The following is a 24,905-nucleotide window of genomic DNA, read 5'->3' on the forward strand; positions in this document are numbered from 1 at the left end:
ACGTCATGTCTCGGCTGCGCTCGGCATGGCGTGCTGCTTAGAGTTTGAGTCCGGCCGGGCTACTGCTCGTCCTTGTAAATCCCGACGAACAGCTCCGACTCGCTGCTAAGGCTGGCGCGGTACATGCCCTCGGAGTTGAAGGGCAGCGCGATGTTGCCGCGGGCATCCACCGCCACCAGTCCGCCCTCCCCCCCGATGGGCGCCAGCTTGTCGTGCACCACCACGCGGCAGGCCTCGGCCAGGCTCAGGCCGCGGTACTCCATCAGGCAGGCTACATCGTGGGCCACCACGGCGCGGATGAAAAACTCGCCGTGCCCGGTGCAGCTGATGGCGCAGGTTCGGTCGTCGGCCCAGGTGCCCGCCCCGATGAGCGGGGAGTCGCCGACGCGGGAGAAGCGCTTGTTGGTCATGCCCCCGGTGCTGGTGGCGGCCGCCAGGTGCCCGTGCTGGTCGCGGGCCACGGCCCCGACGGTGCCCATCTTCTTTTTCGGGTCTTCGTCGAAGGCCATGGGCTCCTGCAGCGGGGCGTCCTGGCTGTGGTCGAGGCGCACCTGCCCGCTGGCCAAAGCTTCCTGCAGCTGCTGGTAGCGGTGCTCGGTGAAAAAATACTCCGGCGGCTGCATGGCGAGGCCCTGCTGACGGGCAAACTCCTCGGCACCCGGCCAGGCCAGCAGCACGTGCTCCGATTTTTCCATCACCAGCCGGGCGGCGCGGATGGGGTTCTGCACGGCGCGTACCCCCGTCACGGCCCCGGCCAGGCGCGAGTGGCCGACCATCACCGAGGCGTCCATTTCGTGGTGGCCATCGTGGGTAAACACCGCGCCGCGGCCGGCGTTGAAGAGCGGGCAGTTTTCGAGTTGCACGACGGTGTGCTCCACCGCGTCGAGGGCGGAAGCGCCCTGGCGGAGCAAGTCGTAACCGGCGGTGAGGGCGTCGCGCAGGGCCTGGCGGTACGCCCGCTCGGCTTCGGGGGTGAGCAGGTGGCGGGCAATGGTGCCGGCGCCGCCGTGCAGGGCAAGGGCAATGGGTGGCATGCAGCAAAGATGGCGGATACGCGCTCAAGTACGGCGGCCCGGGCGTACGGTTGAGGTAGCCGACTCCTTATTATATATAGCACCACCGAACTCAGGCCCCGGCGGCTTCGGCCAAAACGCCGGCCCCGGGTATTGCCTTGGGTAAGCTGGCCCAGCCCATACTACTTTAGTTAGCACAAGTTCATCCTGGGCGCACTTACTAATTTTTTGAGCTAATTTCCTGACTCGCGGCATCCACTTCATTCCCTGTCTCTTATATTAGCAGCCGGAAATAGCCCCGGGCCCAACCCGGTTTTTGGCCGCGGCCGGGGAATTATTTTTCGTAGATTTGGCTTACTGATTTTCAAACCTCCCCCTTCTTTTTGACTATGGCTTACGAAGCTACCGGCCGCCTGCACGACATCATGGACGAGCAACAGGTGAGCGAGAAATTCCGCAAGCGCGAGTTCGTGCTGGAAGTCGTAGACGGCCAGTATCCCGAGCATATCAAGTTTCAGCTGGTTCAGGACAAGACGGCGCTGATCGACCAATACAAAATCGGTGATGAAGTGCGCGTGCAGTTCAACCTGCGCGGCCGCGGCTTCAACAAGAACGGCCAGATGCTGTACTTCACCAACCTGGAAGCCTGGCGCATCGAGCCGGCTGGCGGCGCCCCCGCCGGTGGCAACCAGGGCGGCGGCTACGCGGCTCCGGCCGCCAACCAGAACCCCGGCCTGCGCCGCGACGCCCAGCCCCAGCGCCCGGCCCCCATTGCTTCGGACGACGACAACGACCTGCCGTTCTAAGCTGCTCGGCCGCTCTGATTTCTGAAAATGCCGCCCCCGACCGCCGGGGGCGGCATTTTTGCGTATGTACCGGCACCGGCCCGGCCGGCCGCTCCACCCCGCCATGAATCCTGACTCTGCCGCCTCCTCCCTGCAGGGCCGCACCGTACTGCTTACCGGCGCTTCGGCCGGCATTGGGCTGGCCGCCGCCCGGCAGCTGGCCCGCCTGGGCGCCCACCTCGTGCTGCTCTGCCGCGACGCCGACCGCGGCGAACAGGCCCGCGCCGCCGTGCAACTGGCCGCGCCCCACGCCCCCCGGCCCGAACTACTGCTGGGCGACCTATCGGTGCAGGCCGAGGTGCACCGCCTCTGCGACGAACTTCTGGCCCGCTACCCGCGCCTCGACGTGCTCATCAACAACGCCGGCGTGCTGCCCGACCAGCTTCACCGTACCCCCGACGGGCACGAGCTGTGCTGGGCCACCAACCACCTGGCGCCGTTTATCCTCACCAACCGCCTGCTGCCCCTGCTGATGGCCGCCGGCCCGGGGGCCCGCGTCATCACGGTGGCCTCGGAGGCGCACCGGCTGGGTGAAATCGAGGCCAACGCGGCCGCCCGCGCCGACCCCGGCCGCAGCAGCGCCTTCACCGCCTACTGCGACTCCAAGCTAGCCAACGTCTTGTTTACCAAAGCCCTGGCCGAGCGCCTGGAGCTGACGGGCATCACGGCGCACTGCTTGCACCCCGGCGTGGTGCGCTCCAATCTTTGGTCGCACAGCTCGCAGCTGGTGCGCCTGCTCATGCTGCTGGCCCTGCCCTTTGCCCGCTCCTCCGAAAAGGCGGCTGAGACTATCGTGCAATTGGCGACGCTCCCGCAGCCCCAGAAAGCCAACGGTCAATACTTCAAGAATGGCCGGGCGGTTTCGGTATCCAACCGGGCCGAAAACCGCTCTGAAATGCACCGGCTGTGGCGAATTTCGGCCGAGGAAACGGGCATTGCAGAATAGCAGCAATTGGAGTGAAAGCGCCGAAAAAGCAGGAATAAGCGAACTTATTATTTTCGAATTAATAACCACTCCGAATGGCCGAAACGGCAGCGGCTAATTCAGGATTACACAGCTTTTTTATATATAAAAGGGCATTTACAACCTGCTACGCGGGTTTATTAGCCACCCAAGTAAAAAAAATACTGTTCCAGCGCAGCTTTATTTTTTATTTCTCGTTCCTTTGTCCAGATTTCGCACACTCCTACTCTGCACATACCCATGGCTGAACTTAACCTGCAACATCTACAGAAAGTCCTGACGGACGCGACGCGCAACGAAAATCTGGTGCGCGAAATCCGCCGGGCCCACGGCAAAGTACAGACGGCCCTGAACGAACTGGCCGAGCTGCTGGATCCGGCCTACGAGCCCACGGAGCGTAAAAAGCCGGGCCGCAAATCGGCTCCGGCCGAGGAGGGTGAAGGCCGCCGCCGTGGTCCGGGCCGCCCGCCCAAAAACGCCGCCAACAACGGCTAATTGCCAACATAATCAAGCTGTTAAAGCCCGCCAACCAGTAGGTTCGGCGGGCTTCTTTTTTAGGCTTTCGCACGAAATTATTGCGGGGCTCGGCCTAAGACCCGTTTCCGCGTAAAAGCCTTCGGGGCTGGTCAATGCGGCGGCTACCGGCGCAGTAATGTGGCGCCGCCGCTGCGCCGTAGACGGGCCCAATAAGCGGGGCTAATTGCGGGATTAACGCCGCCCTGGGAAACCCTGGCTCGTGCCTGGCAGTTCTGGTATCAGCCGGGCCCTTCCGGTACCCGGGAATTATGCTTTTGCCGAACCCCGGCGGCCGGCATTTACTAAACCAATCCATGCCCCTCTCCTCCTACCAATTGCGCGAATTGATTGCGCAGGGCGAAGGCGAAACGCTTGAATTTAAAAAGCGGACCACCCACCCCAGCCGGATTTCGCGCACCCTCGCCTCACTCGCCAATGCCCGCGGAGGCCGGGTCCTGGTGGGCGTGGAGGACAACGGCCGGCTGGTGGGCGTGCGCGACGCGGAGGAAGAGCTGTTTCTGCTGCGACAGGCCGCCGCGCAGTACGTGGAGCCCCCGCTGACGCTGCAGGTGGAAGAAGTGGAAGACGAAGGCCGCACGGTATTGGTGGTGACGGTGCCCGAAAGTGCGCGCAAGCCCCACCGCGCCCTGGTCGGCGACGGGGACTGGCGCGGCTACGTGCGCGTGGGCGACCAGAGCGTGCAGACCAGCCAGCTCACCGAAAAAGTGCTGCGCAACGAGCCCGCCCCCGGCAGCCAGTTCGAGCGGATTCCGCTCAGCCGCCACGAGCAGGCGGCCCTGGACTTCGTGCGCCAGCAGCCCCGTCTGACGCTGAATCAGTACGTGAAGCTCATCAACGTCTCGAAGCGGCGGGCCCACCGCATGCTCATCAAGCTGGTGCTGCACGGCTACCTGCGCTACCACGACAAGGAAAAGGAGCCCTACTATACCAAGGCCTAATTAGGGTAAGAGGGTATGGGGGTAGGTGGGTAGGAGTTGTCAAAAACGATAACTCCTACCCACCTACCCCCATACCCTTCATAAATAATCAGGCTTCCAGGGTGAGCAGGGGCAGGTAGCGTTCGGCCAGAACGGCCAGGTGGTGGGCCTCGTGGCCGGCGGTGATGAAGAGCAGGGCCCGGGCCGTGGCGGGGCGGTTGTTGGCCGTGCCGGGCCGGTCGAGCTGCTCGGCGGTGAGGTGGCTGAACAGGGCCAGCGTGGCCTGGCGCACAGCGGCGTACTCGTCGAGCAGGCTGCGCAGGGTCCGGTCGTCGGCACCGGAGAGGTCGGCGTAGGAGTTTTCGTCGAAGCCGGGCAGGCTTTGGGCCTCGCCGCGGGCAAAGCTCAGGGCGCGGAAGGCAAATACCCGCTCGGCATCGGCCAGGTGCAGCACCACCTGCTTGATGCTCCACTTGCCGGGGGCGTAGCGCAACGTGGCCTGCTCTTCGCCCACCGCGGCCAGCAGCTGGTGCAGGGCGGTGGGCTGCACGGCCAGCACATCCAGGGGGCTAAGCTCGGCGCCGATGCGGCCGATGTAGGTGTCGAAGTAGGCCGGGTAGGAACCGGGCTCGGGGCGAATGGTGAGGTCGGGCGTTTCCATATGCGGCCGGCAAGATATCAGCGCGCCCAGCAAATCGGCGCCTAAGGCTCCGGCTTCATCTGCCGAACACCTTCACAATGATTATCTTGCACCTCCTAATTCTTTCCGTAACCTGCCGGTAACGTTGGGCTCACGTGAAAAGGTTAAATTTGTACCAAATGCCTTTCCCCTTCTTATGAAGAGAACCTTACTTTTTGGCTTGCTCGGTAGCGGCCTGCTGACTCTGGCGGCGGCCCCGGCCTGGGCGCAGGCCCCGACCCCGGTAACGCTGGGCACCACCCCCTACACCGAAAACTTCGACAACCTGGGCACGGCCCTGCCCGCCGGCTTCGGCGTGTACACCGGCGCCTCGGCCTCGCTGCCGGGCACGGCCGCGACGTTTGCCACGGCCCCGGCGGCCTGGAACGGCACCAACGGCGCGTTCAAAAACTTCGCCTCGGCCCTGGCCACGGGCCTGACGGCCGGCTCGTCGGCTGCCGACCAGAACGCGGCCACCAACCGCGCCCTGGGCGTGCGCCAGACCGGCTCCTTCGGCGACCCGGGCGCGGCGTTCGTGTTCCAGGTGGCCAACACCACCGGCAAAACCGGCTTCGAGGTCAGCTTCGACCTGCAGTCGTTGGACAACGCCTCGACGGTGACGCGCGCGGTGGAGTGGAAGGTGGATTACGCTGCGGGCGCCAACCCCACGGCCTTCACTGCCCTGACCTCGGGCACCGGCACCACCAACAACACCTTCGGCAGTAACCGCATCACGGCCAGCTTCGGCACGGCGCTGGACAACCAGCCCGGCCCGGTGTGGATTCGCATCGTGGCCCTGAGCCCCAGCTCCGGCACGGGCAGCCGCCCCTCGTCGGCCATCGACAACTTCTCGCTGAGCTGGCAGGGCAACCCCAACGCCCCGACGCTGACCACGGCCCCGACTTCGCTGACTTTCGGCAGCCAGAACATCGGCACCACCTCGGCCGCCCAGAACTACACGCTGACCGGCAGCAACCTGACGGCCGACGTGACCGTGACGGTGACCGGGCCCTTCACCGTGTCGAAAGACAACACCACCTTCGGCACCTCGGCTACGCTGACGGCGGCCGAAGTGGCGGCGGGCAAAACGCTGAACGTGAAGTTTGCCCCCACCGCGGCCGGCTCGGCCACGGGCAGCATCACCCACACCAGCCCCGGCGCTACCACCCGCACCCTGGCCCTGACGGGCACCGCGGTGGACCCTTCGCAGCTCTCGTTTGACTTCCAGAGCTGCACCGGCACCGCCGCGCTGTCGGATGGCTGGACGCAGTTCAGCGTGACGGGCGCCCAGACCTGGGCCTGCACCACCTTCGGCCGCAACCCCGCCGACCCGGCGTCGACGGCGGCCTTCCCGAGCGCGGTGCAGATCAACGGCTTCGCCAACAGCACCAACAACGCCAACGAGGACTGGCTGATTTCGCCCGCCCTGAACCTGGCCGGCACGAACTTCCCCCTGCTTTCGTACTGGAGCCGCGTGGCCTTCGCCGGCCCGGCCCTGCGCCTGAAGGTGTCGACCAACTACTCCGGCTCGGGCAGCCCGCTGGCCACCGGCGTGACCTGGACCGACCTGAACGCCTACTTCCCGACCCTGGCCCAGACGACGGCCTGGACGCAGACCAGCGACATCAACCTGAGCGCCTACAAGCAGGCCGGCGTGTACGTGGCCTTCGTGTACACCTCCACCACCTCCGACGGGGCCCGCTGGACCATCGACGACGTGCGCGTCACCAACTCGGCTACGGCGCCCACCCCGGGCATCCGCGCTACCGCCAACAGCGTGGCCTTCGGCTACGTGGCCCCCAACGCCACGGCTACCCGCACCTTCTCGGCTTACCTGACCAACCTGACGGCCAACGCCACCATTACCTCTTCGGACGCCGCCTTCCAGGTGTCGACGGACGGGACGACCTTCGGCAGCTCGGCCACGGTAACGCCCGCCGCGGCCGCCGCCGGCCCCGTGACGGTAACCGTGCGCTTCGCCCCGACGGCCGCCGCCCGCAACTACACCGGCACCGTGACGCTGGCTACGGCCGGCGCTACCAGCACCGTGGTGAACGTGAGCGGCGACACCTACGACGTGGCCAACACGCTGGAAGTGGTGAACTGGAACATCGAGTGGTTTGGCTCGGCCGCCAACGGCCCGACCGATAACCAGCTGCAAGACACCAACGTGCGCGCCGTGCTCAACTCGCTGAACGCCGACGTGTACGCCCTGGCCGAAGTGGTGGACACCGTGCGCCTGCGCAACCTGGTGGCCGCCATGCCCGGCTACGCCTACCGCGTGTCGGACTTCGGCTCCTACGCCGACAACCGCCAGGACCCCGACTACGCCGAAGCCCAGAAGCTGGCCTTCGTGTACCGCACCAGCGTGGTATCGAACCCGCAATTCCAGGCCTTCTTCCGCTGCACCGAAGCCCAGAACTGCCCGCAGTTCAACGCCTGGTCGTCGGGCCGCTTCCCCTTCGTGATGACGGCCAACGTGACGCTGGACGGCACCACCAAGCAGGTGAGCTTCGTGCTGATTCACGCCAAAGCCAACACGGCCCCGCTGATTACCTCGTACGACCGTCGTAAGGCCGGCGCGGATGCCCTGAAAGCCAAGCTCGATGCTGACTACCCCACGGCCAACGTGGTGGTGCTGGGCGACTTCAACGACGACCTGGACCAGACCATTACGGCCGGCGTTACCCCGCCCGTCACCTCGTACAGCGCCTTCACCACCGACGCCACCAACTACCCGGCCCTGACCCTGCCGCTGAGCCTGGCGGGCCAGAAGTCGACGGCCAGCTTCAACGACGTGATTGACCACGTGGTGGTGACCAACGAGATGAACGCCTACTTCGTACCGAACTCGGCCGCCATCCAGACCCAGGTAACGGGCCTGGTGACCAACTACGCCAACACCACCTCGGACCACTACCCGGTGCTGACGCGCTTCTCCTTCTCGCCCACCACGGCCACCGGCAAGCCGCGCTTTGCCCAGCTGGGCCTGTACCCGAACCCGGTGAGCAAGTCCATCCGCGTGGTGGTGCCGGAGCAGGGCCTGGGCCTGCAGCTGCAGGTGCTGACCACCGACGGCCGCCTGGTGCTGACCGGCAACGGCTCGGTGGAGCAGCTCAACGAGCAGCTGAACGCCAAGGTAGGCGGGCTGAACGCCGGCATGTACGTGGTACGGGTGGTGGGCCAGCAGCAGACCTACGTAGCCCGCTTCGTGAAGCAGTAAGCTTCCCGGCCGCTTCGGCTTGATGAAAAAGCCCCGCTCCGGCATTGGAGCGGGGCTTTTTTTTTGCCCGGCGCTTCGCCGAGCCTTTGTCAGCCGAGACAGTGCTTCGGCTGATAAAGGCCGCGGCGTTGTCAGCGGGCCTGGGCAAACACCAGCCAGTTCGACTGCCGGGCGGTTTCGGTGCGCCGATGACCCAGCCTGACGACCTCCCCACCGTTGCGGTACCAGCCTTCGTCCCAGTCGCCCATGTCGAGGTAGAGGGCGTGGCGGGCACCAAGCTCGATTAAATCGGCGGCGAACTGCTGCATGGTCAGCTCGTCGGCCTGGCTTTCGACGACGGCCAGGCGGTGGCCGGCCAGCTCCACCAGGGCCCGGCGCTGAAACGCGCTGCCGCCGGCCGGGCGCTGGTTCCGGCCCTCGAACACCAGCAGCTCCTGCAGCAGCAGGGTGCCCCGGCGGCTGCGTACCCGCGCCAGCTCGGCGGCGGGCGGCGTCTGGCCCTTGTCGATACGGCCGATGGTCAGGGAGTCGCCGATGATGGTCAGCACCCCGTCGAGGAAGCCCACCTTCGCCGCGGGCTGCAGCGGCCGGCCGTTGCACACCAGCAAGTCCAGGGGCTGGTCGGTGTCCAGATCGGTGTAGGCCGCGGCGACGCTGAGCTGGTACGAACTGTTTTGCGGGCTCGGGCGGCTGGTGACGACCTGCACGCGCAGGCCGTCGGGGTGAAAAACGGTGTAGCGGCGGCCGGCGGCGGTGCTGCGGCCTTCGGCGGTTACCTGCGGGCTGCCGGGCCGGGAGCAGGCCAGCGTGGCGGCGCAGCTCAGCAGCAGGCCAAGGGAGAGGATGCGCATGACGGGGCGGGTGGTGAGGCGGCTCAGGCGGGCCGGTTTGGGTATAGCCACGGGCTGCGGCCATGCTCCCACTGCGTGTGGAGCCAGTAGTCGACGCCCTGGCCCCATAGGTAATGGGACTCGGCCGGACGGCTGGTCGGAAACCACGGCCGGCCCTCCCGCACCAGGATCAGCAGGCCCCGGTCGTCGCCGATGGCGGCGAAATCCTCGCGGACGGGGCCACGGGAAAAAACATCCACGGCGGTTTCGGCGCGGACGCGCTTGACCGCCGCTGGCACGTCGGCCACAACGAGCCCGACCTCACTGATGCCCAGCAGGCTGGCCGCGGAAAAGGGCGCGGTGCTGGCATTAGGCAGGTCGTGACGGGCAATGCATTCGAGCACGTTGCCGCCCGGGTCGAGGAAGTAGAAGGCGTGGGCGTTCCAGTTCACGAAATTGGCTACTACGCCGCCAGTGGGCAGCGGCAGCAGCTCCGCGCGGGCCTGCACCCACTGCTGCGCCTCGGCCAACTGGTTGTGCGGCACGGAGAATGCGACGTGGTAGAACGGCTGGTGGCCGGGCGGCGCGGGGTAGAACAACAGCTCGGAGTAGCCTACTTCGACTCGGAGGCCCGGCAGCTCATTGGCATACTCATCCCAATCCGTCACGGGCAGGCCCAGCACCGTGCCGTAGAAATGGCGCAGGGCGGGAAGTTCGGCGGTCAGCAGGCACAGGCGGGTAATTTTCATGGACGGGCAGCTGGGACGCCCCAACTTAGCAAGCCGCGCTGGCAATTCGCGCACAACACCCCAGCCAGCCGCCCCGTACACCGGCTCAACTCCACTTTCTCCCCTTCCCTATTTATGGCGACCCTGACCGAGCGCGGCCTGCAGATTTCCAAGAACGCGCTGTTCAACATCTTTACCTCCCGCGCCGGCAAGCTGCTGGGCAAGCCCTTCAAGGCCATCCTGGTGCTCAACGAAGTGGCCGACAAGCTGGCCAGCGAGGAAAGCAAGGACAACAAGTTCAAGCAGCTCTTCGACGCGGCCCTGACGCTGGTGCGCCTGCTGCGGGCCTACATCAACGGCTCCTACCGCGAGGTGCAGACCGGCACCATCGTGTCGGGCCTGGCCGTGCTGCTCTACGCCCTCTCGCCCATCGACCTGGTGCCCGACTTCATTCCGGTGCTCGGCTTTCTGGACGATTTGAGTTTGATCAGCTGGTTTATCGGCAAGTTCCAGGGCGAAATCCGCCGCTTCCGCGAGTGGGAGGATACCTCCGCCGCGGCCGATGCGCCCACCACGGCCCTGGCGCCCCAGGCCTCGGCCTCATCGGCCCAGAACGCGGTGGCCGTGGCCGAAATGGGGCACTCCTAAGCCTCAGTCCGTTCAGCGGCCCGAACCTGAGCCGGCTCCGCGGAGCCGGCTTTTTCGTGCCCGCGCCGGTACCACAGGCCGAAGCCCAGCAGCCCCAGCCACAGGAAGGAACAGGTGGCCACGATGCTCTGCACGATAACCCAGCGGATGGCGGCGTAGTCGTGAAGCGGCGGGGCCTGCCAGGCGTTGTAGGCCACGCCCAGCGCGGCGGCGCCCAGCAGCAGCGCGGCCAGCCAGCCCAGCCGGTGGCGCAGCGGCGGAGCGGCGTCGGCGGCGGGCTGCCGCCACAGCCAGCGCCCGGCCCACCAGGTCAGCAGCAACGCCCCCACGCCGGTGCCGATGAGTTGCAGCAGCTTGCAGATGGGCATGTGGGCGAAGTACGGGAAGGGAATTTCGTGCAGCAGCAGCGGCCAGTGCTCGGCCACCCAGCCGTCGGTGTGGGTGAAGGCGTCCCACACGTCGTGGGTGACGGCCCCGACCAGAATACCGGCGCAGATGGCCGCCAGCCGCCGGCCGGGGCCGAAGCGGAACGGCTCGGTGGCGGCCCCGGCGGCCCGGCGGCCGGCCCAGGCGGGCAGCAGGGCCGCGGCGGGGTATTTCTGCACGCGGTGCCACAGCCAGAGCACCAGCAGGCTCAGCGGCAGGCAGGAAAAAAACAGCCCCCAGAACGAGTGGCCGAACTCGCCCTCGGCTTCGAGCTGCAGGAAGTAGATGAAATCGGGGCTGAGGCTGCCCACCCACAGGGCCGACAGGGGCAGCCGCAACGGGCGGGCCAGCGGCACGGCGGCGGCGGGGTGGCTGAGGGTGAAAGGCATCCGGCGGAAAGCTGAGCGCGAAACGAGGGCAGACGAAGCCGCAAAGGTAGGCCCCACCGCGCAGCCGGCCACCTGCTCGGCGCCCGAACGCCGGTGCGCCCGCCGCTCAAGCCCCCGCCGGGCGCGTCTGGCCGCTACGGCGTATTTTTGCCCTACCCGATTTTCCCAACACATCCTTACTCAGTGACAAACCGCTTTTTCCCCCGCGCCGGCCGCGCCTGGGCGCTGCTGCTCACCCTGCTGCTGCCCGCCCTGGCCGCCCGCGCCGACGAAGGCATGTGGCTGCCGCTGCTGCTGAAGCAGCTCAACGAGGCCGACATGCAGCAAAAAGGCCTCAAGCTCAGCGCCGAAGACATTTACTCGGTCAACCGCGGCTCCCTCAAGGACGCCATCGTGCAGTTCGGCGGCGGCTGCACCGGCGAAATCATCAGCAACGAAGGCCTGCTGCTGACCAACCACCACTGCGGCTACGGGCAGATTCAGCAGCACTCCTCGGTGGAAAACGACTACCTCACCAAGGGCTACTGGGCCATGACCCGGGAGCAGGAGCTGCCCAACCCGGGGCTGACGGCCACCTTCATCGTGCGGATGGAGGACGTGACCGGCCCCGTGCTGCAGGGCATCCCGGCCGGCATCCAGGAGGCCGACCGCGAGAAAATCGTGCAGCAGCGCATGGCCGAAGTCAGCCAGAAGGCGGTGCAGGGCACGCACTACAAGGCTTTCGTGCGGCCGATGTTCAACGGCGGGGAGTACTACCTGTTCGTGACCGAAGTGTTCGAGGACATCCGCCTGGTGGGCGCCCCGCCGAGCAGCATCGGCAAGTTCGGCGGCGACACCGACAACTGGATGTGGCCCCGGCACACCGGCGACTTTTCGATGTTCCGCATCTACGCCGGCCCCGACAACAAGCCCGCCCCCTACTCCAAGGACAACAAGCCCTTCCAGCCCCGGCACTCCCTGCCGATTTCGCTCAGCGGCGTGCAGCCCGGCGACTTTACCCTGGTCTTCGGCTTTCCCGGCCGCACCACCGAGTACCTGACCTCCTGGGGCGTCGATGAAACCTACTCGGTATCGGACCCGGCGAAGGTGAAAATCCGCGACACCAAGCTGCGCATCCTCGACGCCGATATGAAGGCTTCGGACAAGGTGCGCATTCAGTACGCGGCCAAGTACGCCTCGCTGGCCAACTACTGGAAGAAGTGGATCGGCGAAATGCGCGGCCTCAAGCGCCTCGACGCGGTGCGCCGCAAGCAGCAGCAGGAGCAGCAGTTCCGCCAGTGGGTGCAGGCCGGCGACGCCACCCGGCAGGCCAAGTACGGGCAGATTCTGGGGCAGCTGGAGCAGCAGTACCGCACGGTGCGCCCCTACGTGCAGGCCCGCGACTACGTGATGGAAGCCGCCCTGGGCATCGAGCTGCTGACCTACGCCAACGCCATGCAGCAGTACGTGGATCTGGTGAAGGACAAGGCCCCGCAGGCCGAAATCAGCGCGGCGCTGGAGAAGACGCGCCGCGGCACCACCGGCACCTTCCGCAATATCAACATCAGCACCGACCAGAAGGTGGCCGCCGCCCTGCTGCCCATCTACGCCGAAAACACGCCCGCCGAGCTGCTGCCCGACCACATCAAGGCCCTGCGCCAGAAGAACACCACGCCCGAAGCCTGGCAGCGCTTCGTGGCCGACCTCTACTCCCGCAGCCGCCTGACCTCGGAGGAAAGCGCCCAGAAAGTGCTCGACGAGGTGGCCAAGGGTAACATCAGCGGCATCCTCAACGACCCGGCCTACCAGCTGGTGGCGCCCATCGTGGCCACCTACCGCCAGAAAGTGCTGCCGACCTACACCCAGGCTCAGGACCAGATTACCCTGCTGCAGCGCACTTACATTGCCGGCCTGCGCGAGCAGCAGCCCCAGCGCAAGTTCTACCCCGACGCCAACTCCACCCTGCGCGTGGCCTACGGGCAAGTAGCCGGCTACCAGCCCGCCGACGGCGTGCAGTACGACTACTACACCACCCTCGACGGCATCATGCAGAAGGCCGACCCCACGAACGTGGACTTCGAGGTGCCGCAGCGCCTGGTGGAGCTGTACGAGAAGAAGGACTACGGCCCCTACGCCGTGAATGGCACGGTGCCGGTGGCTTTTACGGCCACCAACCACACCACCGGCGGCAACTCCGGCTCCCCGGTCATCAACGGCCGCGGGGAGCTGATCGGCACCAACTTCGACCGCAACTGGGAGGGCACCATGTCGGACCTGATGTACGACCCGGACCGCGTGCGCAACATCACCCTCGACGTGCGCTACATGCTGTTCGTGGTGGATAAGTACGCCGGGGCCACGCACCTGGTGAAGGAAATGAAGCTGGTGGGCGGCCCCGGCCAGGCTTCGGCCGCCCCGGCGGCCGGTGACGACAAGAAGGTGAAAAAGCAGAAAGTCAAGGTGAAGCGCGAAAAGGCCGCGGCCGTGAACTAGCCCGCCTTGCCTTGGCCGCCGAAAACCCGGACCTTGCCCCGCAGGTCCGGGTTTTTCGTTTTCTATGTTTTCCGCTGAAGTACTGGCCGAGCTGCAGGAGCTGGTGCGGCGCCTGCCCGGCCTGACCACCCTGCGCATCCGCTACACCCGCTCGGCCCTGCTGCTGACCACCAACCTGCCCGACGAAGACGGCTACGCGGGAGTTAGCATGTTCCTGTTTTTTCTGCTGGCGTTTTGCGCGAGTGGCATTTCCATAGCGGCCATGTACCGGGCCTGGGGCGTGGTGGCCGCCGGCTTGCTCGCCGGGGCCGGGCTGGGCTACCTGCTGTACCGCATCAACCGCCGGATCAACAACAGCGGGAGTTGGCCGCCGAACTTCATCGTCGATGCCGCTACGCGCCGCCTCACCCTGCCGGCGCCCAGTACCTGGTGGACCAAGGCGGCCGCGCCCGAGTTTGGGTTCGAGCAGGTGGCCGATATTCAGGCCCGGCTGCTGTGGACCGATACCGGCTACGGCGAAGGCGCCGAAGTGACGCTGCGCCTGCGCGGCGGCCACTCCCAACCCATGCTGACTATCAACAGCTACGCCTTTGCCCAGCAGCTGGCCGTGGTGCTGCGGCTGATCGTGCACGCACCAGAAGCCGCTGAGGCGTAGGTTTGCCGTCTTAGCCCCTTTTCCGTGTTTTCGCCCGCTCAGCTGCAGCAATTGCGCGTCCTCAGCGCGGAGGCCGCCCGGCGCAGCTCCATCCTGATTCGCTACACCTCCACCGAGCTGCGCATCACCGCCGACGTGGAGGCCGCCCTGGGGGCCGAGGAAGGCACGGCCGTGGCCTATGCCTTTGGCCTGTTTGGCGTAGTTGTGTCCCTGATTGGAGCCATGAGCGCGGCCTGGTGGGTGGTGGGCAGCGGCCTGCTGCTGGCGGCGGGCCCCGTGGTGCTGGGCCGCTACCTGCTGAAAGCTAACCGCCCCGCCCTGCAACGCCCGCCCGACGTGGTGCTGGATACCGGTCGCGGACAGTTGCGCGTGGGCCCGGCCGCCGCGGGCGCCCCGCTGCCAACGTACCCGCTGAGCAGCATCACCGCCCTGCGCCTGGTGCTGCTGCCGCCGCTACGGCGCTCCGGGGGTGCGGTGGAGCAGGCCCGGCTCGAAGTGGCGGTGCACGGCGCGTACCGGCCGCTGCTGCGCGTGGAGCAGCACGCCGTGGCCCGGCAGCTGGTGGCCCTGCTCGGGCAGCTGCTGGCGGCCCCGGTTGAAACAGCGGCGGCGCCCCAATAAGGTGCCGACTTTCAGCGCCGGGCCAGCCGCTGCTGCAGCCGCTGACCGCCCACCTGCACGGTGGCCAGGTACAGGCCCGCCGCCAGCCGCGGCAGCAGCACCAGGTGGTTGGGACCGGGCTGCACCGGCTGCTCGGCCTGCCACACCACCCGGCCCAGGTCGTCGGTGAGGGTGAGCGTGGCGGTGGCAGCCCCGGCCGCGGTGATGTCGACGGCCAGCTCCTGCTCGAAGGGGTTCGGGTACGTGCTCAGGGCCAGCGGCAGGGCCTCGAAGCGCACCGGTACCGGCCCGAAGTACGCCGGCGGCCCCTGCTCGTCGTCCTGCCGCAGCCGGTAGTAGCGCAGGCCCAGCTTGCCCGGCGCCGCGTCGGTGAAGCTGTAGCGGCGCGGCGTGGTGCTGGTCGGCGTCGGGCTGGCCACGAAGCCGATTTCGCGGAAGCTGCGCCCGTCGGCCGATACTTCCACCCCGAACCCGCGGCAGTGCTGCTCCTGGGCCGTGGTCCACGTCAGCACCGCCGCCGCGCCCTCGCGCCGGGCGGCCAGGGCCGTCAGCGTCACCGGCAGCGGCGCGGCGCGCAGCAGGGTGTGCGCGTCGATGAGCTGCCCGGTGCGGGTGTAGAACTGCATCGACAGCGTGGTGGCGGAGGCGTTGAGCAGCATGGCCCCGTAGTCGGCCGCGTAGAGGGCCTGGGTGTAGGGCCCCGGCTGCCCGATGCCGTAGAGGCTGCGCCCGCCCAGCCCGTTCACGATGTAGGGCAGCCCGTCCACCGTCAGCCGCTCGTAGTGGTGGTTGTGCCCGGCCATGACCAGCGAGGCGCCCCAGGCCTTGAAGGGCCACTGCATCGTGGCAATGTTGCCGTACTGGCCCGAAGAGTAGGGCGCGTGGTGGAAGTACACGATTTTCCAGGGCTTGGTGGACGCCGCCAGCCGCTGCTGCAGCCACTGGGCCTGCGCGGAGGTGCTGCTCACCCCGTCGGGCTCGTGGGCGTCGCTGTCGAGCACGAAGAAGTGCACGTTGCCCCGCACGAAGTCGTAGTACCGCTCGTTGCCGGGCAGGGCGAAGAAGCTCAGGTAGCCCTGGGCGTTGGCCGTGGCCCAGTCGTGGTTGCCGAGGCAGGGGAAGAAGCGGTTTTCATGGCCGGGCGAAGCGGCCCCGTAGCCGCCGCTGTAGGGGTAGATAAACTGGTGGTAGTACTGCCCGATGTTCTGGTCGATGGTGCTGGCCTCCCCCCACTCGTAGTTGTTGTCGCCCATCGTGATGATGAACTCAGGGTTCCAGCCCGCCACCATCGTAGCCACCTCCCGCTCCGGCGCGCCGGCCAAGCCAAAGTCGCCGATGCAGGCGAAACGCTGGGCCCGGGCCGCAAACCCACCGCCGCCGCTGACCATCATCAGCCCGCAAACCGCTGCCGTGCTCCACTTCATGCGCCTATCTGGTTGAATTAATACCATGCTCTTGATAAATATAGTACAATTAATTATTAATTAAAATCTATAAACACATTGATTGCTGCCCTATGCAGGAGCTTATCAGGCTGGTGCCGGGCAAGCATTTGTCGGCTAGCTTGCGGCATGATTCACCGACTGCTTGCGCGCTGTTTACTTGGCGGCCTCTGCCTGCTGGCGGGCCCCGCCCCGGCCCAATCGGCCCCACCGGCCGCCTGGCTGCTGCAGCCCGCAGCCGTGTTCGACGGCCAGGCCCTGCACCCGGGCTGGGCGGTGCTGGTAGAGGGCAGCCGCATCAAAGCCGTGGGTCCCGCCGCCCAGCTGTCCGCCCCCGCTGGGGCCCAAGTGCTGCCCCTGCCCGGCCTGACGCTGCTGCCGGGCCTCATCGAGGGGCACTCCCACCTGCTGCTGCACCCCTACAACGAAACCAGCTGGGACGACCAGGTGCTGCGCGAGTCGCAGGCGCTGCGGGTGGCCCGGGCCACCGAGCACGCCCGCCGCACCCTGCAGGCCGGCTTCACCACCGCCCGCGACCTGGGCACCGAGGGCGCCGACTACGCCGACGTGGGCCTGAAGCAGGCCATCGAGCAGGGCATCATCCCCGGCCCCCGCCTGCTCATCGCGACCCGCGCCCTGGTGGCTACCGGCTGCTACGGACCCAAGCTCAGCCCCGAGGTGGCGGTGCCCCAGGGCGCCCAGGAAGTCAGCGGCGTCGACGAAATCATCCGGGCCGTGCGCGAGCAGGTGGGCCGCGGCGCCGACGTGGTGAAGGTCTACGCCGACTACCGGCTTAGCGCCGGCGGGCCGGCCGTGCCCACCTTTTCGCAGGACGAGCTCAGCGTGCTGGTGGCCACGGCCCGGGGGCTAGGCCGGCCGGTGGTGGCCCACGCCTCCACGCCCGAGGGCATGCGCCGCGCCACCCTGGCCGGCGTCGAAACCATCGAGCACGGCGACCAGGGCACGGCGGAAGTATTCCGGCTGATGAAGCAGCGCGGGGTGGCCCTCTGCCCCACCGTGGCCGCCGGCGACGCCATCCTGCAGTACCGCGGCTGGCGCAAGGGCCAGGACGCCGAGCCGGAGCGCATCAGCCAGAAAAAAGCCAGCGTGGCGGCTGCCCACAAAGCCGGCGTCAGCCTGGTCGTGGGCGGCGACGTGGGCGTATTCCCGCACGGCGACAACGTGCGCGAACTGGAGCTGCTGGTGCGCGAGTACGGCCTCACGCCGCTGGAAGTGCTGCGCGGCGCCACCAGCGGCAACGCCCGCCTGCTGCACCTGCCCGACCGCGGTCAGGTACAGCCCGGTCTGCTCGCCGACCTCGTGGCCGTACCCGGCGACCCAACGCAGGACGTGGGCGCCCTGCGGCGGGTGCAGTGGGTGATGAAGGGCGGGGTGGTGATTAAGGGATTAAGGGATTAAGGGATTAAGGGATTAAGGCGTACTGCCTGCTGCGAGTTGAGTTTCGCCCGCAGCCGCGTAGCGGCGCCATGTTGGTAGACCTGACGGGCGTAAAACGGATGAGCTGCAGCGCAGCGACATGGCATTGCGGACGTCCACGCGTCCCGGCCAATACCGTGTTGCTGCGCTGCAGCTCATCCTGTTCCGTTGCGGGAACAATTCTACCAATATGGCGCCGCTACGCGGCTGAGGGCGACATTTAGCTTGTCACTTATCACCTAATCACCCCATTTCCACGCCCAGCGCCTTGAGCTGGTCGGCGTACTTGTCGTAGATGACCCGCAAATCGGCGCCGTGCTTTTCGGCGTCCACGCCGATGCTCACGTTGGCGCGGTGGAAGCGGTGCAGGTGGCTCAGGTGCGGGCAGATGACGGGCAGGTGCCCGGCCAGCAGGAAGCGCACGTAGAGGTCCAGGTCCTCGGCCATGCGCAGCTGCTCGTCGTAGCCCCCCACCTCGTCGAAGAGCTGGCGGCTGTAGCACACGTTGCCCTGAATGAAGTGCTCGGCCCGGAAAATGGCCCGCAGCATGTCGGCCGGCGTGTCGAAGCGCCAGGCGTAGTAATCCTCGCCGGGCAGGTAGCGGCGCTCCTCGTCCACGCGCAGGAAGTCGGCCACCAGCCACTGCTTGCCGGGGTTGGCCTCAATCTGGGCGCCGTAGTGGTAGAGGCAGCGCTGCAGCAGCAGGTCGTCGTCGTCGAGGGGCACCAGCCAGGCCTGGGCGTCGGTCTGGCGGATAAGCTGGTTGCGGGCGGGGCCGGGCAGCAGGCGCTCGGGGCCCGGGTGCTGCCAAGTGCGGATGGGCGGCCCCTCCCAGCCGGCGGTTTCGCCCAGGTAGGCGGCCGTGTCGTCGGTGCAGGCGTTGTCGAGGATGAGGTGCTCGTACTGGGCATCGAGCGGGGCCAGCACGCTGGCGCGCACGCTCTGCACGGCTTCGGGCAGGAAAGCGGCCCGGTTGTGCGTGGGGGTGATGACGGCGAATTGCATATGGCTGCTTGTTCGGCTTGCAGCCAAAAAAAGTTACCTTCCCCGGGCTACTGCCAACTTTCCGTGCGGCGGCGGCGTTTACCGGCCAACTCCCATTTGCCCCCACTCCTTTATGGGCCTGTACGTTGTCACGCTCCGCTTCCCCGAGGCCTTCGACGAAGAATTTGTGGCCTTGATTCCGCGCCATCGGGCGTTTATCAACAACCTCATCGAAGAAAACATCATCCTCTCCTACGCCATCAGCGCCGACCGCTCCCGCGGCTGGGTCACCATGTACGGGGCCTCGGCCGAAAGCGTGCAGGGCGTGGTCGAGCAGTTTCCCCTGTTCCGCTTCCTGCGCCAGGTCGAAGTCGACGAGCTGTTCGTGTTCGACAGCACGGCCACGCGCCTGCCCAAAATCAGCCTGAACTAAGCCCCGCCGGCTTCCGGCCCGTCGCTTTTCTCCACTCTTGAGCTTTCCGCCCGCATGATTTCCCCGCTGCTCTGGCCGCTACGCCTGCTCGCGCTGCTGCACCCGGCCACCGCACCGCCCCCTGCCCCCCAGCCCGCCCTGGCCGTGGCTCCCCCCGCCGAAACGCCCACCGTGGACGTGCTGCTCAACCGCCTGGGCACCACCATCGGCAAGCTGCAGACCCTGCGCTGCACCGTAAAGGCCACCGAGCGGCACCCCGACGGCTACCAGCCGGCCCGCACGCTGATGAAGCTGGCTTTCAACCCGCTGCGCATCTATTTGCGCAATCAGAAGGGCATCGAGGTGCTCTACGTGGAGGGCCAGAACAACGGCGACGCCTGGGTGTACCCGGCCAAGTTTCCCTACGTCACCGTCAGCCTCGACCCCAACGGCGCCCTCATGCACCGCAGCCAGCACCACTCCGTGCTCGATGCGGGCTACGGCGTCATTGCCGATTTGATCCGGGTGCCGCCGCAGCGCTCCGAGGCCTACCGCCGCTCCTTCCGCTACCAGGGCGACACCACCATTCAGGGCCGCCCCTGCTACCTGCTCCGCTCCGATTTTCCGCAGTTCAAGTACGTAACCTACAAAACCACCGGGGGCGAGACGGCGGCCAAGATTGCCGAGCGGTTCGGCTGCGGCGAGTTTCGCATTGCCCAGCGCAACGACCTCGGCTACGAGGACGTGCTGCCCGAGGGCAAGACGCTGCAGGTGCCCAACGCCTACGGCCGCCGCACCATCCTCTGCGTCGACCAGAAAATGATGCTGCCCCTGGCCGTGGCCGTGTGGGATGATAAAGGCCTATTCGAGTCGTTCGAGTTTTCGCAGGTCGTGGCCAACCAGCCCATCCCCGCGGCGGAATTCACCAAGGAGTTTCCGGGGTATAAATTCTAGGACGGAAACACTGGCAGTCATTGCGAGGCGTAGCCGCGGCAACCGTAGGAAGGCGTAGCCAATCTTTCCTCTCGCGGTACGACGCCCCAACTCGCAGAAACCCAAAAACCGTCAGCACGAAAACGGCACCGCCCGAAACCAGCAGGTGGTTTCGGGCAGTGTTTGTTGTTTTGTCGGCAGGGATTGTAGCGGCAGCACGTTGACCAAGACCGATTGCTTCGGCTGCGCCTCGCAATGACTGCCACTCGCACCGGCGCAGGACCTACCGGCGCATCGTCTTCTCGATCATGTCCCACATATCGGACGTCAGCAGCTCCAGCTTGTTGAACTCGCCGGCGCCGTTGAGCCACTCCCCACCGTCGATGGTCACCACTTCACCGTTGATGTAGCTGGCAAAGTCGGAGACGAGGAAGGCGGCCAGGTTGGCCAGCTCCTGGTGCGAGCCGACGCGCTTCAAGGGCACTGAGGCGGCCGGGTCAAGCTTGGAGGCCAGCGGCTCCGGGAAGAGGCGGCTCCAGGCGCCCTCCGTCGGGAACGGCCCGGGGGCAATGGCCACCGAGCGGATGCCGTACTTGGCCCACTCCACGGCCAGGGAGCGGGTCAGGGCCAGCACGCCGGCCTTGGCCGTGGCCGAGGGCACCACGAAGGCCGAGCCCACCGAGGCGTAGGTGGTGACGATGTTCAGGATGGTGCCGGGCTGCTGCTGGGCTATCCAGTGCTTGCCCAGGGCCAGCGTGCAGTTGTAGCTGCCCTTCAGCACGATGTCCACGATGACGTCGAAGGCCTTGTTCGACAGCCGCTCGGTGGGGCTGATGAAGTTGCCGGCGGCGTTGTTGACCAGGATATCCACCCGGCCAAATTCCTCCACGGTGCGCTGCAGCAGCTTTTCCACCTCATCGTACTTGCGCACGTCGCACTGCACGGCCAGCACCTTGCCGTGGGTCTGCTCACGCAGCTCGTTGGCGGTGGTTTCCAGCACGTCGAGCTTGCGGGAGCTAATGACCACGTTGGCCCCGAGCTGCAGGAAGTAGGTGGTCATGGCGCGGCCCAGGCCGGTGCCGCCGCCGGTGACGATGATGGTTTTGCCGGCGAGGGCGCCGTCGCGCAGCATGGGTTGGGCGTAGGGAGCAGTGGACATCAGTGGTTCGGGGGTTGAGGTGGGAAATGCGGTGACGCAAGAACGGCATTTACCGGAAATTGTATGCATGCCGCATACTTTTCCGGCCGTGCCGCCGGAATATTACCGATTGTTTGGTCGCGGCCCCGCTTCTTTGCCCTATGAATGCCACTTCCATTGCCGTCCTGGGCTGCGGCTGGCTGGGTTTGCCCCTGGCCCGCACCCTGGCCGCCGCCGGCCACGCCGTAGCCGGCAGCACCACCACGCCCGCCAAGCTGCCCGCCCTCGAAGCCGCCGGCCTGCGCCCTCACCTGCTCCAGCTCGGCGGGGCCACTGCGGCCGACGCAGCCCCGCTGCTGGCCGGCGCCGAGGTGCTGGTGGTGAGCGTGCCACCCTTCCGCGCCGCTACCGACCGCAGTGCCTACGCCGCCCTGCAGCCCGTAGCCGAGGCGCTGACCGCCCACGAAACGCTGCGCCGGGTGGTGTTCATCAGCTCCACCGGCGTGTACCCCGACGAGCCGCGGCTGATGCTGGAAACCGACGCCGTAGCCACTGCCGAAGCCGAAAACCACCTGCTGCGGGCCGAGTGGCTGTTCAGCCAGCCCGGCCGGCCCTGGCAAGCCACCGTGCTGCGCCTGGGCGGCCTGATGGGCCCGGGCCGCCCACCCGGCCGCTTCCTGGCCGGCCGCACCGATGTTGCGCAGCCGCAGGCCCCCGTCAACATGCTGCACCTCGACGACGCCGTGGGCGTTATCCGGGCCGTTATCGAGCAAGACGTCTGGGGCCCGACGCTGAACGTGTGCGCCGCTCAACACCCTTCGCGCTGGCAGTTTTACGAGGCTGCTACCACCCTGCTCGGTCTACCCGCCCCGCAGTTTCGGGAAGACGGCCGCGGCGGTAAGCGCATCAGCACCGCGCGGCTGCGCGCCGTTGTGCAGTACCGGTTTCAGCACGACGACCCGCTGGCGGCCCTGGCCCATTGCTAAGTGGCATAAGCTTTAGCTTGTGCTGGCGCGGTACGCGCCAATCCGGGCCCGCGCTGTCAGCTAGGCCGCCCAACGGCGCATCTCCATCTTGCAGCCTCTGGCTGCAGCACAAGCTAAAGCTTATGCCACTGGCAGGCGGCAAGCATGGTCACCTGCCGTACCTTTGCCCGCGTGAAAGACCTGCTGACTGCCGACGTGGCCGTGCTGGGCGGCGGGGCCGCCGGCTTTTTCGGGGCCATTGCCTGCGCCGAGGCCAACCCGCGGCTGAGCGTGGTGCTGCTCGAAAAAACTACCAAGCTGCTGAGCAAGGTCCGCGTATCGGGCGGGGGCCGCTGCAACGTGACGCACCACTGCTACGAGCCTGTGGAACTGGCCCGGCACTACCCCCGCGGCGGCAAGCAGCTGCAGGAGCCATTCCGGCAGTTCGGCGCCCCGGATACGGTGCGCTGGTTTGAAGCCCGCGGCGTCAAGCTCAAGACCGAGCCCGACGGCCGCATGTTTCCCGTTACCGATTCCAGCGAAACCATTGCCCAGGCCCTGGAGGATGCCGCCCGCCGCGCCGGCGTGCGGGTACTGACGGGCACCGCGGCCGAGCACATCGAGCCCGGGCCCGAGGGCGGCTTCCGCATGGCACTCAGCGGGGCGCAGGCCCCGGCCCGGGAGCTGCGGGCAGCCAAGCTGCTGGTGGCCACCGGCGGCAACCCCAAATCCAGCGCCTACGACTGGCTGCGCCGCCTGGGCCACGGCATTCAGGAGCCGGTACCGTCCCTGTTTACCTTCAACGTGCCCAACTCCCCGCTCAAGGAGCTGATGGGCGTGAGCGTGGCGCACGCACGGGTGGTGCTGGCCGGCGAAAAGCTGGAGTACGAAGGCCCGCTGCTGGTCACGCACTGGGGCGTAAGCGGCCCGGCCGTGCTCAAACTCTCCGCCTGGGGCGCCCGCCGCCTGCACGAGCTGCAGTACACTGGTACGGCCCTCATCAGCTGGCTGCCCACCCAGCAGGAGGAGCCGCTGCGCCAGTGGCTGCACCAGTTCCGCGCCGAGCACGGCAAGAAGACCGTGCTGGCCAACCCGCTCTTCGGCCTGCCGCAGCGGCTGTGGCGCACCCTGGTGGAGCAGGCCGGCATCGGCAATGAAACGCGCTGGAGTGAGCTGGCCGGCAAGCTGCAGAACCGCCTCATCGAGCTGCTGCTGCGCATGCCCCTGCAGGTGCGCGGCAAAACCACTTTCAAGGAGGAATTCGTGACCTGCGGCGGCATTCCGCTGGCCGAGGTGGACATGAAGACTATGCAGAGCCGCCGCGTGCCCGGCCTGTATTTCGCCGGCGAGGTGCTGGATATCGACGGCATCACCGGCGGCTTCAACTTCCAGGCCGCCTGGACCACGGGCTACCTCGCCGGGCGGGCAATGGCGGGTGTTTAGCCCTACCGGCTTTGCTGCCTGCGGGCGGGCAGTTGCTGCATCCGCTCAACCATCGGCGCACCATAGCCCAGGATGGCGTCGTGGTGGTCCAGGTACAACATCCACTCAAAATGCTTGTCCAGCAGGCCTATTCGGGTGCACCGTATTTCGTCGAGCAGGGCCAGGATGGCAGTTGCCGAGCCTTGGTACCACCAAAGCTTCTGCCGTTCGTTCCGCACGTCGTCGACGAACACAAAGCAGCTAGCGGTGCCGCAGATCAACTCCGCTACCTGCGCAGCCGGCTGCGTGTAATCGTAGGCCAGCTCGGCCGTGGGCTGTTTCACCGGGTACTGTTCCCATAGCCACGCGCGCTGCGCTATCGGGCCGCCCGTCTCGCCGAAAGTAAGCCGCATCCGCTTTTCCACCGCCGGCCACTCCGTCAGCCCCAGCGGCCGGAACTGCTCCGGCGTCAAGCCTAATTCCTGCCGCACCCGTTCGATTTCCCGTCGAATATCAGTCCACATCATAGGTTATCATACTGCACCGGCCGCAACCTTCTACCGGCCCCGGCAGTAAAGTATGCTATTCCATCCTGATTCATTCCACACAACCTTCCAAACACCATGGCCAGCGAAAACACTGCCCTCAAGACCGTCCTGAACGAACTGGTAGAAACTCTGAAAGACGGCGAGCGGGGCTACTCCGAAGCTCTGACCGACGTGAAAGACACCGACCTGAAGGACATCTTCAAGAAATACGCCCTGCAGCGCGACGGCTACCTCACGGAGCTGGAAAACGCCATGCACAACCTGAATCTGCACCCCGAGGAGTCGAAGGAAAGCAAGACCGACAGCATCGTGGGTACCGCGCACCGCGCCTGGATCAACATCAAAGCCGTGGTGACCGGCAACGACCGGCACGCCATCTTGGCTGAGTGCGAGCGGGGCGAAGACTACGCCAAGAAAGCCTACGAAAAAGCCTCGCAGGCCCAGGGCATTCCGTCCGACATCAAAGCCATCATCGACAAGCAGTTCTCGGGCATCAAAGAAGCTCACGACACCATCCGCAACCTGCGCGACTCGTCGAAATAAATCACGGATTCGGGCGGATTTGACGGATTGCACGGATTTCGTGGACGATTAATCAGAACGCCTGATTCCAGCCTTTCGGCTTATTTGGATTTCGTAGGCGGATACGTTCCGCCGGCCACGCAAGCCGACAAACA

The 24,905-nt window shown here is 66.6% G+C and carries 24 protein-coding genes; 15 read left to right on the forward strand and 9 right to left on the reverse strand.

The window, feature by feature from the left end; translation table 11 throughout:
- Positions 1–59: 59 nt before the first annotated feature.
- The gene (locus EJV47_RS06875) at positions 60–1,034 is read right to left on the reverse strand and encodes an isoaspartyl peptidase/L-asparaginase family protein (protein ID WP_126692411.1); all 975 of its coding nucleotides are present in this window, start codon (positions 1,032–1,034) and stop codon (positions 60–62) included.
- A 368-nt stretch (positions 1,035–1,402) separates the two neighbouring features.
- Between EJV47_RS06875 and EJV47_RS06880 the strand changes: the two genes are divergently transcribed.
- From EJV47_RS06880 to EJV47_RS06895, 4 genes are all read left to right on the forward strand, one after another.
- Positions 1,403–1,819, forward strand: a complete 417-nt coding sequence (locus EJV47_RS06880) for a DUF3127 domain-containing protein (protein ID WP_126692412.1) — start codon at positions 1,403–1,405, stop codon at positions 1,817–1,819.
- A 103-nt stretch (positions 1,820–1,922) separates the two neighbouring features.
- Complete coding sequence (locus EJV47_RS06885; RefSeq protein ID WP_165903649.1) at positions 1,923–2,804, forward strand: SDR family oxidoreductase; 882 nt, start codon at positions 1,923–1,925, stop codon at positions 2,802–2,804.
- 258 nt (positions 2,805–3,062) lie between these two features.
- On the forward strand, positions 3,063–3,317 hold the full coding sequence (locus tag EJV47_RS06890; RefSeq protein WP_126692414.1) for a hypothetical protein: 255 nt from the start codon (positions 3,063–3,065) through the stop codon (positions 3,315–3,317).
- Between the two features lie 335 nt (positions 3,318–3,652).
- On the forward strand, positions 3,653–4,297 hold the full coding sequence (locus EJV47_RS06895) for an AlbA family DNA-binding domain-containing protein (protein WP_126692415.1): 645 nt from the start codon (positions 3,653–3,655) through the stop codon (positions 4,295–4,297).
- Positions 4,298–4,385: 88 nt separating this feature from the next.
- Here EJV47_RS06895 and EJV47_RS06900 read toward each other — a convergent pair whose 3' ends face one another.
- Positions 4,386–4,937, reverse strand: coding sequence for a DinB family protein (locus tag EJV47_RS06900; protein WP_126692416.1), 552 nt, complete (start codon positions 4,935–4,937; stop codon positions 4,386–4,388).
- 175 nt (positions 4,938–5,112) lie between these two features.
- Between EJV47_RS06900 and EJV47_RS06905 the strand changes: the two genes are divergently transcribed.
- Positions 5,113–8,178 (forward strand): T9SS-dependent choice-of-anchor J family protein, encoded by a 3,066-nt coding sequence (locus EJV47_RS06905; protein ID WP_165903650.1) that lies wholly within the window; start codon positions 5,113–5,115, stop codon positions 8,176–8,178.
- Between the two features lie 131 nt (positions 8,179–8,309).
- Here EJV47_RS06905 and EJV47_RS06910 read toward each other — a convergent pair whose 3' ends face one another.
- Together EJV47_RS06910 and EJV47_RS06915 are read right to left on the reverse strand one after the other, a co-directional pair.
- On the reverse strand, positions 8,310–9,080 hold the full coding sequence (locus EJV47_RS06910) for a hypothetical protein (RefSeq protein ID WP_126692418.1): 771 nt from the start codon (positions 9,078–9,080) through the stop codon (positions 8,310–8,312).
- Positions 9,053–9,757: a VOC family protein gene (locus tag EJV47_RS06915; protein ID WP_126692419.1), complete on the reverse strand. Its 705-nt coding sequence runs from the start codon at positions 9,755–9,757 to the stop codon at positions 9,053–9,055. The genes EJV47_RS06910 and EJV47_RS06915 overlap by 28 nt, the downstream gene beginning before the upstream one ends.
- Positions 9,758–9,871: 114 nt before the next feature.
- Between EJV47_RS06915 and EJV47_RS29120 the strand changes: the two genes are divergently transcribed.
- Positions 9,872–10,384 carry a YkvA family protein gene (locus EJV47_RS29120; RefSeq protein ID WP_424321753.1) on the forward strand — a complete coding sequence of 171 codons (513 nt, stop codon included), beginning with the start codon at positions 9,872–9,874 and terminating at the stop codon, positions 10,382–10,384.
- On the opposite strand, the gene EJV47_RS06925 is transcribed toward EJV47_RS29120, so the two are convergent.
- Positions 10,381–11,199, reverse strand: coding sequence for a DUF4184 family protein (locus tag EJV47_RS06925; RefSeq protein WP_165903651.1), 819 nt, complete (start codon positions 11,197–11,199; stop codon positions 10,381–10,383). The genes EJV47_RS29120 and EJV47_RS06925 overlap by 4 nt on opposite strands.
- A gap of 225 nt (positions 11,200–11,424) precedes the next feature.
- On the opposite strand from EJV47_RS06925, the gene EJV47_RS06930 reads away from it, so the two are divergent.
- The 3 genes from EJV47_RS06930 to EJV47_RS06940 all read left to right on the forward strand — a co-directional run bounded on the left by EJV47_RS06930 (position 11,425) and on the right by EJV47_RS06940 (position 14,947).
- On the forward strand, positions 11,425–13,671 hold the full coding sequence (locus EJV47_RS06930; protein ID WP_424321755.1) for a S46 family peptidase: 2,247 nt from the start codon (positions 11,425–11,427) through the stop codon (positions 13,669–13,671).
- Positions 13,672–13,735: 64 nt separating this feature from the next.
- Positions 13,736–14,326: a hypothetical protein gene (locus tag EJV47_RS06935; RefSeq protein WP_126692422.1), complete on the forward strand. Its 591-nt coding sequence runs from the start codon at positions 13,736–13,738 to the stop codon at positions 14,324–14,326.
- Positions 14,327–14,350: 24 nt separating this feature from the next.
- Positions 14,351–14,947, forward strand: coding sequence for a hypothetical protein (locus EJV47_RS06940; protein WP_126692423.1), 597 nt, complete (start codon positions 14,351–14,353; stop codon positions 14,945–14,947).
- Positions 14,948–14,958: 11 nt separating this feature from the next.
- Here EJV47_RS06940 and EJV47_RS06945 read toward each other — a convergent pair whose 3' ends face one another.
- Complete coding sequence (locus EJV47_RS06945; protein WP_165903652.1) at positions 14,959–16,371, reverse strand: metallophosphoesterase family protein; 1,413 nt, start codon at positions 16,369–16,371, stop codon at positions 14,959–14,961.
- A gap of 147 nt (positions 16,372–16,518) precedes the next feature.
- Here EJV47_RS06945 and EJV47_RS06950 point away from each other — a divergent pair, with 147 nt between their 5' ends.
- On the forward strand, positions 16,519–17,808 hold the full coding sequence (locus EJV47_RS06950) for a metal-dependent hydrolase family protein (RefSeq protein WP_207895845.1): 1,290 nt from the start codon (positions 16,519–16,521) through the stop codon (positions 17,806–17,808).
- A 261-nt stretch (positions 17,809–18,069) separates the two neighbouring features.
- Here EJV47_RS06950 and EJV47_RS06955 read toward each other — a convergent pair whose 3' ends face one another.
- Positions 18,070–18,831: a glycosyltransferase family 2 protein gene (locus tag EJV47_RS06955; RefSeq protein ID WP_126692425.1), complete on the reverse strand. Its 762-nt coding sequence runs from the start codon at positions 18,829–18,831 to the stop codon at positions 18,070–18,072.
- 112 nt (positions 18,832–18,943) lie between these two features.
- On the opposite strand from EJV47_RS06955, the gene EJV47_RS06960 reads away from it, so the two are divergent.
- Positions 18,944–19,243 carry a YciI family protein gene (locus tag EJV47_RS06960; RefSeq protein WP_126692426.1) on the forward strand — a complete coding sequence of 100 codons (300 nt, stop codon included), beginning with the start codon at positions 18,944–18,946 and terminating at the stop codon, positions 19,241–19,243.
- A 54-nt stretch (positions 19,244–19,297) separates the two neighbouring features.
- The gene (locus tag EJV47_RS06965; RefSeq protein ID WP_126692427.1) at positions 19,298–20,176 is read left to right on the forward strand and encodes a DUF1571 domain-containing protein; all 879 of its coding nucleotides are present in this window, start codon (positions 19,298–19,300) and stop codon (positions 20,174–20,176) included.
- Positions 20,177–20,438: 262 nt separating this feature from the next.
- Here EJV47_RS06965 and EJV47_RS06970 read toward each other — a convergent pair whose 3' ends face one another.
- Entirely contained in the window at positions 20,439–21,314 is an 876-nt protein-coding gene (locus tag EJV47_RS06970; RefSeq protein ID WP_243651045.1) for an SDR family oxidoreductase, read from the reverse strand.
- 140 nt (positions 21,315–21,454) lie between these two features.
- On the opposite strand from EJV47_RS06970, the gene EJV47_RS06975 reads away from it, so the two are divergent.
- Positions 21,455–22,279, forward strand: coding sequence for an SDR family oxidoreductase (locus EJV47_RS06975; protein ID WP_126692428.1), 825 nt, complete (start codon positions 21,455–21,457; stop codon positions 22,277–22,279).
- 171 nt (positions 22,280–22,450) lie between these two features.
- Positions 22,451–23,701, forward strand: coding sequence for a BaiN/RdsA family NAD(P)/FAD-dependent oxidoreductase (locus EJV47_RS06980; RefSeq protein ID WP_243651047.1), 1,251 nt, complete (start codon positions 22,451–22,453; stop codon positions 23,699–23,701).
- 2 nt (positions 23,702–23,703) lie between these two features.
- On the opposite strand, the gene EJV47_RS06985 is transcribed toward EJV47_RS06980, so the two are convergent.
- Complete coding sequence (locus EJV47_RS06985) at positions 23,704–24,207, reverse strand: DUF6756 family protein (protein ID WP_126692429.1); 504 nt, start codon at positions 24,205–24,207, stop codon at positions 23,704–23,706.
- A 96-nt stretch (positions 24,208–24,303) separates the two neighbouring features.
- Between EJV47_RS06985 and EJV47_RS06990 the strand changes: the two genes are divergently transcribed.
- The gene (locus tag EJV47_RS06990; RefSeq protein ID WP_126692430.1) at positions 24,304–24,771 is read left to right on the forward strand and encodes a PA2169 family four-helix-bundle protein; all 468 of its coding nucleotides are present in this window, start codon (positions 24,304–24,306) and stop codon (positions 24,769–24,771) included.
- The last annotated feature ends 134 nt before the right edge of the window (positions 24,772–24,905 follow it).

It is taken from the genome of Hymenobacter gummosus, assembly GCF_003970915.1.
Taxonomy (GTDB): domain Bacteria; phylum Bacteroidota; class Bacteroidia; order Cytophagales; family Hymenobacteraceae; genus Solirubrum; species Solirubrum gummosum.

Excerpts from the sequence above, each read along its gene's own strand:
- EJV47_RS06975 (WP_126692428.1), top strand. The coding sequence starts at position 21,455 with ATGAATGCCACTTCCATTGCCGTCCTGGGCTGCGGCTGGCTGGGTTTG.
- EJV47_RS29120 (WP_424321753.1), top strand. The coding sequence starts at position 9,872 with ATGGCGACCCTGACCGAGCGCGGCCTGCAGATTTCCAAGAACGCGCTG.
- EJV47_RS06960 (WP_126692426.1), top strand. The coding sequence starts at position 18,944 with ATGGGCCTGTACGTTGTCACGCTCCGCTTCCCCGAGGCCTTCGACGAA.
- EJV47_RS06915 (WP_126692419.1), bottom strand. The coding sequence starts at position 9,757 with ATGAAAATTACCCGCCTGTGCCTGCTGACCGCCGAACTTCCCGCCCTG.
- EJV47_RS06950 (WP_207895845.1), top strand. The coding sequence starts at position 16,519 with ATGATTCACCGACTGCTTGCGCGCTGTTTACTTGGCGGCCTCTGCCTG.
- EJV47_RS06990 (WP_126692430.1), top strand. The coding sequence starts at position 24,304 with ATGGCCAGCGAAAACACTGCCCTCAAGACCGTCCTGAACGAACTGGTA.
- EJV47_RS06890 (WP_126692414.1), top strand. The coding sequence starts at position 3,063 with ATGGCTGAACTTAACCTGCAACATCTACAGAAAGTCCTGACGGACGCG.
- EJV47_RS06885 (WP_165903649.1), top strand. The coding sequence starts at position 1,923 with ATGAATCCTGACTCTGCCGCCTCCTCCCTGCAGGGCCGCACCGTACTG.
- EJV47_RS06925 (WP_165903651.1), bottom strand. The coding sequence starts at position 11,199 with ATGCCTTTCACCCTCAGCCACCCCGCCGCCGCCGTGCCGCTGGCCCGC.
- EJV47_RS06955 (WP_126692425.1), bottom strand. The coding sequence starts at position 18,831 with ATGCAATTCGCCGTCATCACCCCCACGCACAACCGGGCCGCTTTCCTG.
- EJV47_RS06905 (WP_165903650.1), top strand. The coding sequence starts at position 5,113 with ATGAAGAGAACCTTACTTTTTGGCTTGCTCGGTAGCGGCCTGCTGACT.
- EJV47_RS06880 (WP_126692412.1), top strand. The coding sequence starts at position 1,403 with ATGGCTTACGAAGCTACCGGCCGCCTGCACGACATCATGGACGAGCAA.
- EJV47_RS06935 (WP_126692422.1), top strand. The coding sequence starts at position 13,736 with ATGTTTTCCGCTGAAGTACTGGCCGAGCTGCAGGAGCTGGTGCGGCGC.
- EJV47_RS06895 (WP_126692415.1), top strand. The coding sequence starts at position 3,653 with ATGCCCCTCTCCTCCTACCAATTGCGCGAATTGATTGCGCAGGGCGAA.
- EJV47_RS06945 (WP_165903652.1), bottom strand. The coding sequence starts at position 16,371 with ATGAAGTGGAGCACGGCAGCGGTTTGCGGGCTGATGATGGTCAGCGGC.
- EJV47_RS06985 (WP_126692429.1), bottom strand. The coding sequence starts at position 24,207 with ATGATGTGGACTGATATTCGACGGGAAATCGAACGGGTGCGGCAGGAA.
- EJV47_RS06970 (WP_243651045.1), bottom strand. The coding sequence starts at position 21,314 with ATGTCCACTGCTCCCTACGCCCAACCCATGCTGCGCGACGGCGCCCTC.
- EJV47_RS06900 (WP_126692416.1), bottom strand. The coding sequence starts at position 4,937 with ATGGAAACGCCCGACCTCACCATTCGCCCCGAGCCCGGTTCCTACCCG.
- EJV47_RS06965 (WP_126692427.1), top strand. The coding sequence starts at position 19,298 with ATGATTTCCCCGCTGCTCTGGCCGCTACGCCTGCTCGCGCTGCTGCAC.
- EJV47_RS06875 (WP_126692411.1), bottom strand. The coding sequence starts at position 1,034 with ATGCCACCCATTGCCCTTGCCCTGCACGGCGGCGCCGGCACCATTGCC.